This is a genomic window from Acetobacter sp. P5B1 (assembly GCF_018811985.1).
In the GTDB taxonomy this organism is placed as follows: Bacteria; Pseudomonadota; Alphaproteobacteria; order Acetobacterales; family Acetobacteraceae; genus Acetobacter; species Acetobacter cerevisiae.
The window spans coordinates 20,933-39,419 of the sequence record NZ_JACRVS010000002.1 but is presented as its reverse complement, the minus strand read 5'-3'; the positions used below and the strand labels follow the sequence as shown (position 1 = coordinate 39,419).

Genomic DNA, 18,487 nt, shown 5'->3' with positions numbered 1-18,487 from the left:
CTCTGGCCTTTTGCCTCAGTTGGAAGAGGAAGGCGGCGGCTCTGACTTCTCATCACCCGTCGCCGCATCATCCGCAGGCTTCGCAGAGACAGACGGCGGCATCTTGCCATCCAGCCTCAGCAACGCTTTGGCGGCCACACCGGGGCGTTCACTGCCCTGCTCGCCCGGAGCGGCCCCGGGCACCAGCTTGATGGCCCGTTCGCCCTCTTCACGCTTGCGCCGCAGCCGTTCAATATTTTCCAGCACAAGCGGATATTCTTCGACCAGCCGCCGGAAGCGAGAGGCACTGATAACCATGAAATGCCCAAACTGCACGGCACGGATATTGGCCGGGCACCGCTCGTTATTAATGGTGGAGAGCGCGCCAATCAGGTCCCCTGCACCGTAGAGAACATCCCGCTCCGCCACATGCGATTCCGCCAGCCCCGCGCTGATGAAGTAGATATTGCGGATCTTGCGCCCACGGCGGCAGATCAGCTCCTGCGGGGCCACAAAACGCAGAGACGTGGTGGTTGCCAGATCATGCAGTTCCGCATTGGGCAGCCCCCGGAACACGGCAGCATGTTTCAGGCGGCTTTCAATCCCGCTGCGCAGATCAAAACTCAGCGGCTTGTCCAGCCGGTGGCGGCGACGTTCCAGTTCTTTCAACAGCTCACGGTTCAGCTCATCACTAATCAGAGATTCCGCCAGCAGGGAGTCATATTCCTCCCCTTCCAGCCGCAGGACGATCTGGCGGAAAATCCGGTTTTCCAGCGCTTCTGAATAACCATGATAATGCAGACGCAGGGTTTCCAGCGCCTCGTCCAGCAGCTTCCGCTGCCGTTGCAGCACCTCCGCCACAACCTCACCAATACGGCTGCCCAGCGTCGGCTCCAGCCGCTCACTCATAAAGCGCGTGAGCGAGATAGAGACGAAATGCGCCACCATCAGCATTTCAAAACGCTCGGCCATGCACAGCATCAGAGGCCGGTCGATGCGCAGGTTTTTATGAATCCACTGCGCGGCCTTAAAGCGCAGAGACGGGCTCAGCCGCTTACGGAGCGCCCGCACATACCCCAGGCGCCCTTCCAGCCGTGCGCCGTCAATCGCGGCTTCGGACGACCGGAGCAAGGTTTCCATCACCCGGCGGGACAGGCCCTGAATACGGAACAGATCCAGCAGAACGGACCGCTCCTGACTGGCAATGGTGATCAGCGCAAGGTTCACGCGCTGCGTATCCCCCAGCGCGGTATCGAAGGAGTTGGCGGCCTGCTCTTCATGCGCGCGGCGGTCCACCTGCTCAATGACAGTGCCGGTCGCATCGGTGGAAAAGCCAAGGCCGTCCGCCAGCTTTTCGGCCCGGTCCTTCACATTTTCCAGACCAATGCTCAGCACCTGATGCCGCATGGCTTCATCAATGGGTGAGAGTTTGTCGAGCTTGAGGAACAGCACCAGAGACCGCAGCGTCGTGCCATTCAGCAGCAGCGTAATCAGCACGAATCCGGTTGCGAGAATACCGATAAAATGGGCCACGGGCGTGGAGACGCGCTCGTTCTCCGTCACAGCCAGCGCCAGCGCCAGCGTAATGGCCCCGCGCAGACCGCCCCAGACCATGGTGACCTTGAATGGTGTCGGCACAGGGGGCGCCAGCTTGGTCATGGCGAGGAAAGGCAGCAGACCAAACACCACCGCCCCACGCGCGGCCAGTCCGGCGACGCTGGCAATCAGGATCAGCACGCAGTCCCAGCGGGTCATGCCCACCAGCAGATGCGGCACCAGCATGGAGGCCAGTACGAACACCAGAGACCCGGCCCAGAACACAAGCTGTTGCCAGAGCTGGTTGAGGAAAAGCCATGTTTGCGGTCGGACCGTGGATGGCCCGTAGACCGACAGCGTCAGCCCGGCAGCCGCCGTGGCAACCACGCCGGATACGCCCAGAAATTCGTCAGAAACAATATAGGCCACATAAGGGAGTGCCACGGTCAGCGTAATTTCCGCCGCTGCCGAGCCACCAAGGGCCGTAATCATCATCAGGGTCAACTGCCCGAACACCACACCCACAATCAGTGCGCCAACAAAGGAGATCACGAACGAGATCACCGCCTCGCCGGGATGAATGGCATGGTGCAGCGTGACGGACGGCAGCAGAATGGAGAAGATGGAAATTGCCGCCGCGTCATTCAGCAGCGCCTCACCTTCCACCAGACGGGTCAGCCGCGTTGCGGCCCCGATATCGCGGAAAATCCCGGCCACAGCGGACGGGTCGGTCGTCGCCACAATGGAGCCCAGCAGCAGGCAGACCACCAGCGGCATTTCTGCAAACGGATACAGCGCCAGCCCGATCGCACCTGTAGAGACCACAACAGCCACCACAGCCAGCAGCAGCACCGTCGCGGCCTCATGCGCCAGACGCCGCACATCAATGGCCAGTGCGCCCTGAAAAACCAGCACAGGCAGGAAGATCAGCAGGAACGCTTCACTATTGATGGGAAAATCGAGCAGCGTTTCCGCAATGCCGTTCAGCGCCGACGTATGCGTGGTGCGCAGGGCGAGGTCCGCCAGACTCCCGATAATAATGCCGACAATAGCCAGCAGCACGGTTTCAGACAGCTCCAGTCTGCGGGCAATAGGCTGCACCGTGCTGACAATGACAAGAAGAAGCGCAATGGCAAGCAGTACCGCAGCCAAACCCGTTACCGCCATACCCTCTTTGCTCCTCCAGCCAGATTATTCTGCAATCAGATCTTCCTGTTACACGGTGATAAGGCACCAGAAAGGCAGACGTTCCAGAATGTGAGTGTCTTTTAACACACTCCTTTGACGAAAACCTACCGCCCCCGGCGCGTTTCCTGCCTTGCAGAATGGCTCTGGCGCGAAGGAAGCCTCGCTGCAATGTGACTTTATTCTGACATGCGGCAGCTATGCCACACCCCATATTGGAAAAAGGACGCCAGACCTCCGCACCACGGCATGAGGCCGGCATGAACAATCGGGATGCGTATCATGAACTCATCACCCAAAATCACAGACTGCCCGGTGGGCCTGACTGCAACGGGGTTCCGCATGGAGCGGGACTCTATGGGAGAAATCAAAGTGCCCGCAGACAAATACTGGGGGGCACAGACCCAGCGCAGCCTCGTGCATTTTTCCATTGGGGAAGACCACATGCCCCTGCCCCTCTGCCATGCCTATGCGGTGGTGAAAAAAGCCGCGGCGCTAGTCAACGCGGCAGACGGGCGGATGCCACAATGGAAGGCTGATCTGATTGCCCGCGTGGCGGATGAAATCTGTGCCGGCAAGCTGGACGCCCATTTCCCGCTCTATGTCTGGCAGACAGGCTCCGGCACCCAGACCAACATGAATCTGAATGAAGTCATCGCCAATCGCGCCATTCAGCTTGCGGGGGGTGAAGTCGGCTCCAAGACGCCGGTGCATCCGAATGATGACGTTAATATGGGTCAGTCGAGCAATGACTCCTTCCCCACCGCCATGCACGTTGTCACGCTGCTGGAAATAGAAGACCGGCTGATCCCCGCTGTGGAAGCCCTGAGCGACAGCATCCAGAGTAAAGCGGACCAGTGGATGAATGTTGTCAAAATTGGCCGCACCCATCTGCAGGACGCCGTGCCACTCACTGTTGGGCAGGAATGGTCGGGCTGGGCCTGCATGCTGGAAGATGCTCTGGCCAATCTCCGCAACGCGCGCGAGGGTCTGTTCCAACTTGCCGCTGGGGGCACAGCTGTCGGCACCGGGCTTAATGCGCCTGCCGGCTTCAGCAAGGCCATTGCCAGCAAAATTGCTGAACTGACAGGCCGCCCGTTTGTCACCGCACCCAACAAATTCGCTGCTCTGGGCGGGCTGGACGCAATGGTCCGGGCCTCTGCGGGCTTACGCGGGCTGGCGGTCCCTCTCCTGAAAATTGCCAATGATATGCGCCTGCTGGCCTCCGGCCCCCGCTGCGGGCTGGGAGAATTGCATCTGCCGGAAAACGAGCCCGGCTCCTCCATCATGCCCGGCAAGGTTAACCCGACCCAGTGTGAAGCCATGGTGATGATCGCCTCACAGGTTCTGGGCAATGATGCCACCGTGGGCTTTGCCGCCAGCCAGGGCCAGCTGGACCTGAATGTGATGCGCCCGGTCATTCTGGCCAACTGCCTGCACAGCATCCGTATTCTGGCGGATGGCTGCCGGAATTTCAGAGTTTTCTCGGTGGAAGGAACGGAACTGAATGAGCCGCGTCTTGCTCAGTATGTGAATGGCTCCGTCATGCTCGTCACCGCTCTCAGCCCCGCTATCGGGTATGATAAAGCGGCGGACATTGCGCATCGGGCCATGGAGCAGAACCTCAGCCTGCGGGAGGCTGCCGTGCAGTCAGGCTATCTGGACGGCGAGGCCTTTGACAGGCTGGTTAACCCGCTGGATATGGTGGGCAACGGCGTGGCCGGGGCCTGACACACATCCCTTTCGTCCCACTTCAAATCCCGGTATGGTTGCCTGATGAAACGTTTTCCTATTTCTGCACGGTTGATGATGCCCGGCCTGTTCCTGCTGGGCTTGCTGGGGCTCGGCGCTTGCGCGGATGATCATGACCATCACTACTACCACCCCAGAACGCATCATGGGGAACGCGGGCCGAGCTGGTACCGCCCTCCCACCAATCCCACGACACAGCGCTAAGGAACCGCAGGCTTATGCAAGGCAAACTCGTGCGGCTTGGCATTGTCATCGCCACGCTGATTCTGGGCATTTTTCTGGTCAGTTCCCTCTACAGGAACTTCTCTCACCTTATGGACCCGCCTCCGGGGCAGACTGATCAGCCTGCGGTTAGCGAAGCCCCGGCCGACAAGCCTTAAAAGAGGAACAGGAATGCGCGCCTTCCGCACCCTCATGTACCGGGGCGTGCACCGTTCCTGTTCCGCCGTCCTGCTGGCTGGCCTGACAACAGCCACCAGCATGGTAACGGCCATAGCCCAAACAGCCGTTGACCAAACGCCTGAAACGCTGGCGGCCCATCGGGGTGGCACGCTCAGGCTGGTCGCCGCCGCATCCGGTGGCACGCTGGACCCGCAGATCAATTACACCAGCAAATACATCAATCTCTATGCCGTCGTGTATGACGGTCTGACGACCTTCCGCAAAGTGACAGGCCCCCGAGGCAATGATGTTGTGCCCGATCTGGCCGAAACGCTCCCTGCCCCGCAGGATGGCGGCCTGACCTATGTCTTCACCCTCCGTCCGAACATCCGCTTTTCCAACGGTCAGCCCCTGACCACGGCAGATGTTGCAGCCTCCTTCCGGCGCATTTTCCGGGTTGGCTCTCCAACGGCAGGCTCCTTCTATTCCGCTATTGCCGGAGCCGATGCCTGCCTGCGCAGCCCCGCGACCTGCACACTCAAGGACGGCATTACGGAAGACCCGGCACAACGCACCGTCACCTTCCACCTTGCCCGGCCCGATACGGAATTTCTGCAAAAGCTGGCCTTCACGCATGCCGTCATTCTCCCAGCCGAAACCCCGGATCATGATCTTGGCAACGTGGCCGCCCCCAGCACAGGGCCATATCGGATCACCACCTATGACCCGAACAAATTCCTGCATCTGGACCGCAACCCGTATTTCCGGGTGTGGGATGCACAGGCCCAGCCCGAAGGATACCCGGACCGCATAGAATATAGCTTCGGCATTCCGGATGAGGCCGCCGTGACTGCTGTTGAAAATGGTCAGTATGACTGGCTGGCTGACACAGTCCCCATGGACAGGCTGGGCGAACTGGGCAGCCGCTTTACGGCGCAAACCCATGTCGCACCCCATCCGGCCATGTATTTCATCCCGATGAACGTCAATTTGCCGCCCTTCAACCAGCTTAAGGCACGGCAGGCCGTTAATTACGCGCTCAACCGCAAGGCGATGGTCATTCTGTATGGCGGCCCCGGCATTGCCCGGCCTCTGTGCGGCATGTTGCCCTCGTCCTTCCCCGTCGCGTCGGACCAGTGCTTCTACACCCGCGGCGCCTCACCCGCCGCGCCTGCCGCACAATGGTCTGCGCCGGATCTGGAAAAGGCTCGCGCTCTGGTGCGGGAAAGCGGGACCGCCGGGCAGCACGTCACGCTGGTAACAGCCAATACGAGCATCGATTACGCCATGGGCACATGGCTGCGCGACATGCTGCAAAACATTGGCTATCAGGCCACGCTCCGCCCGCTCAGCAGTTCCATGGCGTTCAATTACATGCAGAACTCCGGCAATCACGTGCAGATTGCCCTGAAGGACTGGTCAGCGGACTATCCGTCCCCCTCCAACTTTCTGGATGACCTGCTGGGCTGTGAGAACTTCCACCCCAATTCGGACAGCTCCATCAACATCCCCGGCTTTTGTGACAAACGCATTCAGGCGCTCATGGACCGTGCCAAAACGGATGTCTCCCTCACCCAGCACCAGACGGATGAACTCTGGCGGGAAGTAGACCATCTGGTCATGGAACAGGCTCCCATCGCCCCGGCGATTGAGAAAGATGATGTTATCATCACCTCGCCGCGCCTGAAGAATTTCTTTTACACTCAGGTCAATAAGCTCTTTTTCTCACAGGTCTGGCTCCAGTAGCCCTTCCCGGCCCGCTTTATCCACAGAATCTGTGGATGAAAGTCGGGACAACAATGGGATGAGTACTGGATGACTGCATATATCCCCCGCAAGACGCATCTTGCAGGAGGACAAAACCCCACCCCACACAGCACCAGTGAAGGTTTTGTTAAAGATTAAAGTTAGTTTTGTTAAATATTAACACATCGCCTTCCGAGCCCCTATTCGGGACAATCAGACTTGCTACAGGACGCTTCTCCAGCCAGTGAGGACGCCTGACGTGAGCAGCAACACGGTTACCCTGAATTCTGACCAGACCTATTCCAACACAAACACCCTCAGCACCAGCAAAACCACGGTGTCTGTTGATCTGGATTCCGTCGAAACCCTCGATATTGAAAACAGCGGCACCCTTCAGTCCACCGGCAAACGCGGGATTGACGCGACAACCAGTGGCGCGGCAGCAACCGTCTCCGGGGCCAACCTGACCATCAACAATACCGGCACCATCGAAGGCTCTGATGACGGCGTGCGGATTGATGCGGATATGCCCTCCGCCACCATTGCCCTGACCAATAGTGGCACGATTGATTCCACAACCGATGGGCAGGCGATCGACTTCGACTCACTGGCAACTGCTTCCAGCATCACCATCACCAACACCGCAACCGGCGTGATCAAATCGACGGATGCAGATGCCGTCCGCCCCGGTGAAAACGCCGTTATCAACAACGCCGGTGAGATTTACGCAGATGGCGCAAACGGCGCCACCAAGAACGACGGCATTGATTTTCAGGACCATTCCGGCACCGTTAACAATTCCGGCACCATTTCCGCTGCGCGGCACGGCATTACCAGCAGCACGGATGTTGTGGTGGTGAATGAATCTGGCGGCGAAATTACCGGACGAGATGGCTCCGGCGTTGGCTCGGACGGCACGGGCACAGTCACCAATTACGGCACCATCACTGGCGCTTACGATGGGTCCGGCACGGGTGACGGCGATGGCGTGGATATCGACGGCTACTCCGTTATCGACAATTACGGCACCATTCAGGGCACCGGCGCTGGCGGCAACGGGAGCGATGGCTACCCCAACACCAGCGAAGGTCTGGCGCTGGGCGGTGGTAGCATTACCAACCATGCGGGTGCAACCATCAGTGGTGCGCAAAACGGTATCCTGATTGACAACAGCAGTCAGGGCTATGCCCCTTACGCCACAACGCTGGTCAATGATGGCATCATTCAGGGGCTGGACGGCTACGGCATCCATATCAATGACGATAAGGATGACACCATTACCAACTCCGGCACCATTTCCGGCACCACAGACGCCATTCTGTTCGGGGATGGGAATGACACGCTGAACATCCAGACCAGCTCGGTCATCACGGGCACGGTGGATGGTGGCGGCGGCACGAATACGGTCAATCTCTCCGGTTCCGGCACGTTTGACGGCGCACAAAATTTCCAGACCATGACAGTCGCCGGCGCGTGGACGCTTTCCGGCAACCAGTCCTATCAGAACGTCACCATTACAAGCGGCGCCGCTCTGGTGCTGGACGGGGCCGCTCCCTCCACAGAGACCATCACCTTCAGTGACAACACCGGCAAGCTGACCCTTCAGTCCCCCTCCACGTTTGCCGCCACACTTGCCAACTTCACAATCGGTAACACGCTGGACCTGTCATCCCTCACCGGTGACGGGACTGCCACGCTCAGTGTTTTCGGCAACACCGCGACAGTGACCGATGGCCAGACCAGCTACACCCTGACCTTCAGTTCGTCCGACCTCTCCCACCTCACACTGGACAAGACGGATGATGGCACGGTCCAGCTCGAAGCCGTGATCTGCTTCCTGCCCGGCGCGCTGATAGAAGCCGAAGGCGCTCTGAAACGCGTGGAAGATCTCCGCATTGGGGATGAGGTCATGACCTATGACAAAGGCCATGCCGAACTGAGGGAGATCATTTGGGTCGGTAAGCGCCCTGTCACGGTGCAACCCGGCCTGCCCCCGGATCACGCAGGCTGCCCCGTCCGCATTCTGAAAAACGCCTTTGCAGATAATGTGCCATTTGAAGATCTGCTCGTAACCCCCGAACATTGCTTCTATTTTGATGGCCGGTTTGTGCCCGTGCGTATGCTGGTGAATGGTGCGTCCATTCTCTACGACACCACAATCAGCCAGTATGACTGCTTTCATATTGAAACAGCGCAGCATGCCGTCATCCGTGCAAACGGAACTCTGACGGAAAGCTATCTGGATACAGGCAACCGCCGCAGTTTCTCCCAGCCGGGTCCGCTGACGCGTTTCCCATCCGCTCCCAACACATGGGCGCAGGATAGCGCCGCTACCCTGACCGTGGCCCGGCAGGATGTCGAACCGCTGTTTAACACCTTCAGGGCCCGCGCTCAGACCCTTGGTTTGCTGGCCTCCACGCTCCCGCGCCAGACCACGCAGGATGCGAACCTGCATCTGCGCACCTCAACCGGCACACACCTCCGCCCCCTGCGCACCGAACAGGGCCGCTTAATTTTCCTTCTCCCACCAAACGTGACTGAGGTTTCTCTGATCTCACGCGCAAGCCGTCCCTCTGACAGCATCGGACCCTTTGCAGATGACCGCCGGACGCTCGGCGTGCTGGTCGGCAACGTGACGTGTGTGCAGGCAGGCACCCCACACACGCTGACCACGTACCTGACAGACAGCACTCTGTCCGGCTGGCATGCGCCAGAGAACGCAGCAGGCCGCTGGACCAATGGGTGCGCAACGCTTCCGCTGCTTCCGGCAGCACCTTCCACAAGCCGGTTGCTCGCTGTGGAAATTCTGGCCGCAGCCCCCTATCTGCTGGACACTAAGGCAGAGGACGCCAAAGAGGCAGCCTCTCTTTCGCCGGCAACAGACTGCGCCTGAATACACCGCACTGACGCCGGCCTGCCGGGCCGAGCCGATATACAACAAAAAGGGCGGGCACATGATGTGTCCGCCCTTTTCTATGCCAATCTCTCGACACTTAAGCCGTCAAAAGCCTCGGGATGTTATTCCGCAGGCGTTCCCGGATGCACAAGCTGATCCAGCCGCCCGAGCGCCATGGTTTTCACCCGCTCCGGGATAGGCACGTAATCCAGCTTGCGGCTGGCCTCCTCACCATGTGTCAGCCCCCAGCGGAAGAACGTCTGGACAGCCTGCCCATGCGCGGTGCCGGCCAGACGCTGCGGCACCAGAACATAGGTTGTGGTCACAATGGGCCACGCCCCCTCGCCCTGAGTGTCAGACAACGGTGCTGTCAGGGTCTTATCGTCCCACACAGCAGAGTCTGCGGCTTTGGCAAAACTCTCTGCCGAGGCCGTCACAAAGCCGCCTGCCTTGTTCTGCAACTGCACCATCGGCAGGTGATTGCGCTCGGCATACGCATATTCCACGTAGCCAATGCTGCCTTCCGTGTTGGCCACGTAGGACGCAATGCCGTCATTCCCACGTGTGCCAGACCCAACAGGCCAGTCAACTGATGTCCCACGCCCGACGGACGTGCTCCATTCGGGAGACACCCGGCCAAGGTAATCCGTAAACACAAAGGTCGTGCCAGACCCATCCGCCCGGTGCAGCGGGGCCACCGGCAGATCAGGAAGCTTGAGGTTCGGGTTCAGTGCCACAATGCGCGGATCATTCCACGTGCTGATACTGCCATCATACAGTCCAGCCAGCACCGGGCCTGTCAGCCGTAATGCCCCATCAGGCACTCCGGGCACATTCACAATCACCACAATGCCACCAATACCGGTGGGAAATTGCATCAGGTGACCGGTCTCCAGCTTTTCCGGTGCCATCGGCGCATCAGAAGCCCCGAAATCCACCGTACCGGCCAGCACCATGTTCTGCCCGGCCCCGGAGCCGATGGTCTGATAATTGACCCGCACCCCGGTGCTTGCTGACGAAGCCGCAGACCATGCCTGATAAAGCGGGGCCGCAAAGCTGGACCCTGCCCCGGTAATCTCTTCCGCCCGCAGGTTTTGAGCACCGCACAGAAGCACCGTGGCAGAAAGCAGCGCCAGCTTTGCCCCATCTCTCAGGAGTGTCGTCCGGTGTGTCATGCCTGCTGCTCTCCGCTTCCGGTTTCTGTCATGCTGCCCTGCTTAGCGCAGGGTTGCCCCTGTTGCTTTGGCGACGGCTGCCACAATACGCTCGGAAACAGCTTCCAGTTCCGCATCCGTCAGGCTTTTGTCCACGGGCTGCAAGGTGACTTCCACCCCCATGGAACGGTGGCCTTCCGGCACATGCTCACCTTCATAGAGGTCAAACAGGCTGACATCGGACACAAGGTTGCGGTCCGCACCCTTCACGGCTTTCAGCAGTTTTTCACCCGGCACGTCGCGCGCCACCACAAAGGCAAAGTCACGCCGCACTGGCTGGAAGGCTGAGAGTTTCGGCGCGGCCTTCCGGCGGCGCTTCGGCTCTGGCACGGCATCCAGCAGGATTTCAAAACCCACCACCGGCACATCAATGCCTTCCGCCTGCAACAGAGACGGATGCAGCTCACCAAAGTAGCCCAGCACCATTTTCGGACCCTGACGCAACACGCCAGACCGGCCCGGATGATACCAGGACGGCGCATCCGGCGTCGCACTCAAGCCTTCAACCGAGACACCCAGCTGCGTGAGCAGTTCCAGCGCATCCGCCTTGGCGGTCCACAGAGACACAGCCGTGCTGACCTGCCCCGGATAGCGCGGCGTGTGGCCAGCACGGAGACCCGCGGCAATCTGCTGCTGCCCGTCTTCCGAGAACCCGGCCCCGATTTCAAACAGGCCGATATCCGCCCAGCCCCGCGCGGCATTGCGCTGGCTGGCCGCAACCAGGTTGACCATGGGCGTGGGGCGCATCTGGTCCAGATCAGACGCAATGGGGTTCAGCAGACGCAGGGTGTCCGGCGCACCACCAAAGCGCAGCGCATCTTCATGCGAGACAAAGGAGAACCCAACCGTTTCCACCAGTCCACGCGCAGCCAGAACCCGACGAGCCCGCGCAGCCCGCACCTGACGCGGTGTGAGAGCAACAGCCGGCACTACGCTGACAGACGGCAGCGGCACCGGCGGCACAGCGTCCAGCCCCTTCAGGCGCAGCACTTCTTCCACCAGATCGCTCTCGGCTTCAATCAGCTCCACACCTTCGGCAGCGCGAGCGGCCTGATCAGCTGGCAGATCACGGCCCTGAGCCAGAACCGGCTTCTGGGCAATATCATTGCGCCAGGAGGGCACGCTGGCCCGAACGTGGGTGTCGGTCTTTTCCTGAACCTCAAAGCCCAGCTTTTCGAGCAGGGCGACACTTTCCTCGGCAGGCACATCCAGCCCACCCAGATCCCGCACACGATTAAACCGCAGCGTGGCGTCCCGCTGCCATTTGGGCTGCTCACCAGCAGAGACAACCTCACTGGCCTTACCGCCGCACAGCTCAATAATCATGCGGGTTGCGGCTTCCATAGCCGCCACAGGCAGAGCCGGATCTACACCGCGCTCAAAGCGATAGCTGGAATCAGAAGACAGTCCCAGACGGCGGCAGCTCAGAGCAATATGCACCGGGTCAAACAGCGCACATTCCACGAACACGTCTGTCGTGGCCTCATCCGCACCGGAGGCGTCCCCGCCCATAATGCCTGCAACGGACTGCACACCGTTGGCATCGGTAATCACGCAGTCATCCGGCGTGACCGTATAGTCCTGCCCGTCCAGCGCTTTGAAGGTCTCTCCGGCCCCATGACACAGTGTCAGACGGCTTCCTGAAAGTTTTTTAACATCAAAGACATGCAGCGGGCGGCCAAGATCAAAACAGAAGTAATTGGTAATATCCACCAGCGTGGAAATGGACCGCAGACCAATGGTTTCCAGCTTGCGGCGCAGCCATTCCGGGCTAGGACCATTTTTCACACCACGAATGGTGCGCCCCAGCACCCACGGGCAGGCTTCCGGATAGGAATTTTCCCACGTGATGGGGGACTCAAACGTTCCTTCAACAGCCTCGGCCATCCACGGACGCAGCGTGCCCAGACCAGCAGCAGCAAGATCACGCGCAATCCCACGCACGCTCAGCGCATCCCCCCGGTTGGGGGTAATGGCAATTTCAATCACCACATCGTCCAGACCGGCAAAATCGGCATAGGACTGACCGGGGAGCGTATCCTCCGGCAGTTCCGCAATGCCGCCAGTATCTTCACCCATGCCCAGCTCACGCAGAGAACACAGCATACCGCCGCTGGCTTCACCACGGATCTTGCCCGCCTTGATGGTAATATCCAGCCCCGGCACATATGTGCCCGGCTTTGCAAAAATGACCGCCAGACCGGCGCGCGCGTTCGGCGCACCGCACACAACCTGCACATCATTCATGCCCGGCCCGGCATCCACACGGCAGACCTGCAGACGGTCGGCATTCGGGTGCTGGGTGGCTTCCAGAATACGGGCGGTCAGGAACGGTTCCAGCGCCGCACCGGGGTTTTCCACCCCTTCAACCTCAAGGCCAATCTGGTTCAGCCTGGCGCAGATTTCCTCAACCGTGGCTGAGGTTTCAAGATGGTCATACAGCCATGAAAGCGTAAATTTCATGTCTTACACCCCTTCGTGCAGCAGTGCGGGCGCAAGCGGGTCAGACCCGTAATGACGCAGCCAGCGAATATCACTCTCATAGAACGAACGCAGATCCGGAATGCCGTTCTTCAGCATGGTCAGGCGTTCAACGCCCATCCCGAAGGCAAAGCCCTGCCATTCACGCGGGTCCAGACCACAGTTGGCCAGCACGCGGGCATGAATCATGCCGGAGCCCAGCACTTCCAGCCAGTCTTCCCCGTCACCAATCTCACCCGTGCGGCGAGACCAGCCGATATCGACCTCCATGGAGGGCTCGGTAAACGGGAAGTAGGAGGAGCGGAAACGCACTGGCAGATCCGGCTTGTCAAAAAACACCCGCAGAAACTCAATCAGGCAGCCCTTGAGGTGCCCCAGCGTAATGCCCTGCCCGACCACCAGACCTTCGCACTGATGGAACATGGGGGAATGGGTCGCGTCATGGTCCGCACGATAGGTCCGACCGGGGCAGATCACGCGGATCGGCGGCTTCTGGCTGAGCATGGTGCGTATCTGCACACCAGAGGTCTGGGTACGCAGCACGCGCGCAACATCCAGCCCAGGCACGGGCGGCAGATAGAACGTATCATGGTCAGTCCGGGCCGGGTGATGGTCCGGCGTGTTCAGGGCGGAGAAGTTATGCCAGTCCGTCTCGATATCCGGCCCTTCCGCCACACTGAAGCCCATGGCCCCGAAAATGGCGGTCATTTCTTCCACAGCGCGGCTGATGGGGTGAATAGACCCCTGTGCCGTTGCTGGCGGCGGCAGGCTGACATCTACACGCTCGGCAACCAGACGAGCTTCCAGCGCAGCGGCTTCCAGCTCACGCCCACGGTCCTCAATGGCCCGCGTCAGGTCATCGCGCAGGCGGTTCAGCGCCACGCCACGCGCCTTGCGCTCGTCCGGGGCCATTTTCCCCAGTGCCTTGAGCAACGCCGTCAGGCGGCCTGATTTACCCAGTGTACCAACACGCACGGCATCCCATGCCCGCATATCGGCCGCACCGGCCAGTTCCGACAGGACGTCCTGCCGGAGAATCTCAAGATCGTCGCTCATGAAACCTCACACGAGAGGGGAAAATGCTAGGAGGCGGATAGCCGCTCAGCCGCGCAGAGAAAACCCCTTAGCCAGAAAAACAGGCGCCGGAACAAAAAAGGCCGCCCTTGCGGACGGCCTTTTTCAGGACAAATCGGCCAGAAGCCTCAGGCAGCCAGAGCGGCCTGAGCTTTCTTCACGATTTCCGCAAACGTTGCGGCGTCATCAAAAGCGATGGCGGCCAGAACTTTACGGTCGATTTCAATGCCAGCCTTGTCCAGACCGTTGATGAAACGGCTGTAGGTCAGGCCGTGCTCACGCACAGCAGCATTGATACGCTGGATCCACAGAGCGCGGAATTCGCGCTTCTTGTTCCGGCGATCGCGGTATGCATACTGGAGAGACTTTTCAAGCCGTTCCAGAGCAATGCGATAGTTTGTAGAAGACCGGCCACGGAAGCCCTTGGACATGTCCAGGACTTTTTTGTGACGAGCGTGGGTTGTTACACCGCGTTTTACACGTGCCATATCTCAGATGCTCCTCAAACCAGCCCGTAGGGTGCCCACTGCTTGACGGTACGACCGTCCTGCGGTGTCATCACCTGTGCGCCACGGTTGGTGCGCTTCATTTTCTGCGGACGCTTGATCATGCCGTGACGTTTACCGCACGGACCTGAGAGCACCTTGCCGGTTGCGGTGATTTTGAACCGCTTTTTGACCGACGACTTGGTCTTCATCTTGGGCATTTCTTTACTCCTGAAAGCTCGAACCGCGCCCCTCTGTTGCCAGAGCGGCAAAACACGGCCGGGCATGCCCCACAAGCCCGGACGCGTGTAACGAAGGCGCTGACATAACGGAAAGTGCTGAGAGTTTCAAGCGGCATCTCACCGGGATTTTTCTGCGCAACCATGGTATAGTCTCCCATGGTCAGGCCTTTCCCGCCCGCAAACCGGGCACCGCATCCTGTGCAGCACAGCCATCCAGTGCGCTGTGATTGAAAGATTTTTAGCCTGCACCAGATCTGTCTGAAAACAGAACGAGGTACGCCGATTTCATGATTGCCCTTTCCAATGCCACCCTCAAACAGCTTCCGCCGCAGGTTCTCCCCCCCGCCTATGACCGCCAGAAGACCACACCGGGCATTGCCCATCTGGCCGTTGGCAACTTCCACCGGGCGCATCAGGCGATGTATGTTGATCGGGTATTGGCGCGCCCCGGCCAGCAAGACTGGGCCATTGTGGGCGTCGGGCTGCGTGACAATGCGCGGGAAACACGCCGCGCCGCAATCATGGCGGAACAGGACGGCCTGTATACGCTGACGGAATTTGCCCCCGACAACACGCACACCATCCGCGTTCTGGGCGCTATTACCGAATATGTGCAGGCAGCGAAGGACCGCGCCGCCGCCATCAAACGGCTGGCCGACCCTGCCATTAAAATTGTCAGCCTGACCATTACGGAAGGCGGCTATTATGTGGATGCCAGCGGCAAGTTCATGCTGGATGATCCCGCCATTGCCGAAGACCTCAAGCGCGACGTGCCGGAAACCGCTTTCGGGCTGGTGACGGAAGCCCTGCGCCTGCGGCGTGATAGTGGCGTCGGCCCCTTCACCGTCATGACGTGTGACAATCTGCGCGATAACGGCACCGTCGCCCGCACGGCCTTTTGCTCCTTTGCAGAAGCACGGGACCCGGCTCTGGGCGCGTGGATCAAAGAAAACGTGACCTTCCCCTCCACCATGGTAGACCGCATCACCCCGTCCGTTTCCGAAGCCGACATTACCCGACTGGACGACATGAGCGGCATCGCGGACCAGATGCCGCTGTTTGCGGAAGACTTCACCCAGTGGGTCATTGAGGACAAATTCTGCGCAGGTCGCCCGGAACTGGAAACCGTTGGCGTGGAATTTACGGATGACGTCGGCCCGTATGAGCAGGTCAAACTGCGCATGCTCAACGCATCCCACTCCATGCTCGCCCTACCCGGCGTGCTGATGGATTACGACACCGTGCCGCACGCCATGGCGGACGACGGGCTTGTCACCCTGCTTGAGCAGTTTCTGGCCAATGATGCCAGCCCGCTCATCACGCCGCCGAAAGGTGTGTCCCTGAGCGAGTATGCGCGTCAGGTTCTGCACCGCTTCCGCAATCCCGCGGTGGGTGACCAGCTTCTGCGCATCGCCTCAGACAGCGCCTCCAAGCTGCCGGTTTTCTGGACCGACACCGTCAAGGGCATTCTGAAAGATGGCAAGGACCATCGGCGCGTTGCCTTTGGTGTCGCCTGCTTCCTGGAATATCTACGCGGCGAGACGGAAAGCCACAAAACCTACAAAATTGCTGAGCCAGGCCTGCCTGATGCAGCGAGAGAACTGGCGCTGAAAGACGATCTGGCTGCTGGCCTGACCATGCCGGTCTTCTCCGGCTGGGATCTGGATCAGTATCCGGCGTTTGTTGAGGATATCACCAAACTGCGTAGCAGCCTCCGCACACAGGGTGCACGCCAGACGCTTAAACAACTCGGCCTGTAAATCTGTTATAACATCTGGGTTCTGCTCGCTTTTTTGGGAGCAGAACCCTTTTGGTAACTTAAGACACAGCGCAAACCTGCAAGAACACCCACGAAATCAGGCTTTTTATTACGCGACAGACGCATGCCTTGCATGCAAAAGAGCCTCTGTCCATATACATGAAAATATAGTCAAGAGAGAAACTGGCTGATTTCCATAACATTCTCGTGTTTCAAATAAATCTTATTCAGATTTCACCGCTTCACGCAGAAACCTATGCGTTTATTTGCAAGCCAAATCCAGATAAGTTTTGTCCACTATTAAATAACAGACCTTCAGACGGCAGGTTCCCGGACCTCCCGAAGAGGAGGGACTGGATGTTTTCAGTCTTTCAGCTTCGGCTGGCTGTCGTATGCACAGGATTGGGGGTAGAGTGATCAAACGTCTCTTAGCAGGAGCTGTCGGGGCTGGTGTCCTGGGTGGGCTCGGGTTTCTGTATTATGCATGGTATCCGCCAATTGCCCCGATAGAGCGGCCTGCGGCCAGCAGCTTCTCTGCCGAGCAGATTGAGCGCGGGCGCATTGTTGCGGCTGAAGGCTATTGCGCGGAGTGCCATACCCGCACAGATAACGGCGGCGGCCCTGAGCTTGCCGGTGACTACAAGATGGAAACCCCGTTCGGGGCCATCTATTCCTCCAACATTACCCCCGATGTGGAAATGGGCATTGGCGCATGGTCGGAAGAGGCCCTGCGCCGCTCCCTGCACTATGGCGTGTCCCGCAAGGGCGTGCATCTGATCCCGGCTTTCCCGTACGATCACTTCACCAAAATGACGGATCAGGACATTTCTGATCTTTATGCCTATCTGATGACACGGCCTGCCGTGCATATGACGCGCCGCCCGAATGAACTCCCCTTCCCGCTCAGCCTCCGCATTGGTCAGGCTGCATGGAAGCTGCTGTTCTTCACTCCCGGCGTCTACAAGCCCGATCCCAGCCATGATGCGCTGTGGAACCGTGGCGCGTATCTGGCCGAAGGCAACGCTCACTGTGGCGCATGCCATACGCCGCGTAACCTGATGGGCGCTGAAAAGAAGGGCTCCATGTATGACGGCGCTGTTGTGGATGCGTGGATTGCACCGCCGCTGAACGACAAGAACCCGACCCCGACCACATGGACGGAAGACGAGCTGTACCAGTATCTGCGCTTTGGCGTAGCCCCGCTGCACGGACCGGCTGGCGGCCCAATGTCTCCCGTTCCGCACCGCTTCCTCTCTCAGGTGCCGGAATATGATGTGCATGCCATTGCGCATTACTATGCGGACGTGGACCACGCTGCGGAACGTCAGGGTCATGACAAAGCCGCCCTTGCCCGCGCCATGGAGCAGTCCAAGAAGGACCTGATCGGCCCGAACACGCTGGACCCGGATGCACGCCTGTATCAGGGCGCCTGTGGAGCCTGCCATTACAATGCAGCCCCCATGCCTGTCCTCGGCCGCCCGGATCTGGCTCTGAACAACGCGCTGTGGCTGGATGAACCGACCAACCTCTATCAGGTCATGCTGCACGGCCTGACGGCTGAAGAAGGCCAGTCCGGTGTTGCCATGCCCAGCTTCTATAACGCTCTGTCCGATGCAGACATGGCCCGCATTGCTGCCTATCTGCGCCGCACACGCACCACGCTGCCGCCCTGGACAGACCTTGAGAAGAAAGCCGCGGAAATTCGCAAGACCGTTAAAACCCCTCCCGTTAACTCTTCTCACTAAGGCGGCACACGG

The 18,487-nt window shown here is 59.6% G+C and carries 13 protein-coding genes; 7 read left to right on the top strand and 6 right to left on the bottom strand.

Features of this window, described 5'->3' with window-relative positions; translation table 11 throughout:
* Nucleotides 1–15 precede the first annotated feature (15 nt).
* Nucleotides 16–2,682 (bottom strand): cation:proton antiporter, encoded by a 2,667-nt coding sequence (locus tag KP703_RS01525; protein WP_215753595.1) that lies wholly within the window; start codon nt 2,680–2,682, stop codon nt 16–18.
* Nucleotides 2,683–2,982: 300 nt separating this feature from the next.
* Between KP703_RS01525 and fumC the strand changes: the two genes are divergently transcribed.
* The 5 genes from fumC to KP703_RS01500 all read left to right on the top strand — a co-directional run bounded on the left by fumC (nt 2,983) and on the right by KP703_RS01500 (nt 9,472).
* Nucleotides 2,983–4,431, top strand: a complete 1,449-nt coding sequence (gene fumC / locus KP703_RS01520) for a class II fumarate hydratase (protein ID WP_215753594.1) — start codon at nt 2,983–2,985, stop codon at nt 4,429–4,431.
* Nucleotides 4,432–4,476: 45 nt separating this feature from the next.
* Nucleotides 4,477–4,656, top strand: coding sequence for a hypothetical protein (locus tag KP703_RS01515; protein WP_156470205.1), 180 nt, complete (start codon nt 4,477–4,479; stop codon nt 4,654–4,656).
* A gap of 14 nt (nt 4,657–4,670) precedes the next feature.
* Complete coding sequence (locus KP703_RS01510; RefSeq protein ID WP_215753593.1) at nt 4,671–4,832, top strand: hypothetical protein; 162 nt, start codon at nt 4,671–4,673, stop codon at nt 4,830–4,832.
* 100 nt (nt 4,833–4,932) lie between these two features.
* Nucleotides 4,933–6,579: an ABC transporter substrate-binding protein gene (locus KP703_RS01505; protein WP_215753734.1), complete on the top strand. Its 1,647-nt coding sequence runs from the start codon at nt 4,933–4,935 to the stop codon at nt 6,577–6,579.
* A 259-nt stretch (nt 6,580–6,838) separates the two neighbouring features.
* Nucleotides 6,839–9,472 (top strand): Hint domain-containing protein, encoded by a 2,634-nt coding sequence (locus KP703_RS01500; protein WP_373687410.1) that lies wholly within the window; start codon nt 6,839–6,841, stop codon nt 9,470–9,472.
* A gap of 125 nt (nt 9,473–9,597) precedes the next feature.
* Here KP703_RS01500 and pstS read toward each other — a convergent pair whose 3' ends face one another.
* The 5 genes from pstS to rpmI all read right to left on the bottom strand — a co-directional run bounded on the left by pstS (nt 9,598) and on the right by rpmI (nt 14,950).
* Nucleotides 9,598–10,650, bottom strand: a complete 1,053-nt coding sequence (gene pstS, locus KP703_RS01495; protein WP_215753591.1) for a phosphate ABC transporter substrate-binding protein PstS — start codon at nt 10,648–10,650, stop codon at nt 9,598–9,600.
* Between the two features lie 42 nt (nt 10,651–10,692).
* Complete coding sequence (gene pheT / locus KP703_RS01490; protein WP_215753590.1) at nt 10,693–13,152, bottom strand: phenylalanine--tRNA ligase subunit beta; 2,460 nt, start codon at nt 13,150–13,152, stop codon at nt 10,693–10,695.
* Nucleotides 13,153–13,155: 3 nt separating this feature from the next.
* Nucleotides 13,156–14,226, bottom strand: coding sequence for a phenylalanine--tRNA ligase subunit alpha (gene pheS / locus KP703_RS01485; RefSeq protein ID WP_215753589.1), 1,071 nt, complete (start codon nt 14,224–14,226; stop codon nt 13,156–13,158).
* Nucleotides 14,227–14,372: 146 nt separating this feature from the next.
* Nucleotides 14,373–14,732 (bottom strand): 50S ribosomal protein L20, encoded by a 360-nt coding sequence (rplT, locus tag KP703_RS01480; RefSeq protein WP_025825489.1) that lies wholly within the window; start codon nt 14,730–14,732, stop codon nt 14,373–14,375.
* 14 nt (nt 14,733–14,746) lie between these two features.
* A complete protein-coding gene (gene rpmI / locus KP703_RS01475; protein ID WP_006557067.1) occupies nt 14,747–14,950 on the bottom strand; it encodes a 50S ribosomal protein L35 in 204 nt (67 codons plus the stop codon).
* A 308-nt stretch (nt 14,951–15,258) separates the two neighbouring features.
* On the opposite strand from rpmI, the gene KP703_RS01470 reads away from it, so the two are divergent.
* A complete protein-coding gene (locus tag KP703_RS01470) occupies nt 15,259–16,731 on the top strand; it encodes a mannitol dehydrogenase family protein (protein ID WP_215753588.1) in 1,473 nt (490 codons plus the stop codon).
* A gap of 412 nt (nt 16,732–17,143) precedes the next feature.
* Nucleotides 17,144–18,475, top strand: coding sequence for a cytochrome c (locus tag KP703_RS01465; protein ID WP_062142093.1), 1,332 nt, complete (start codon nt 17,144–17,146; stop codon nt 18,473–18,475).
* The last annotated feature ends 12 nt before the right edge of the window (nt 18,476–18,487 follow it).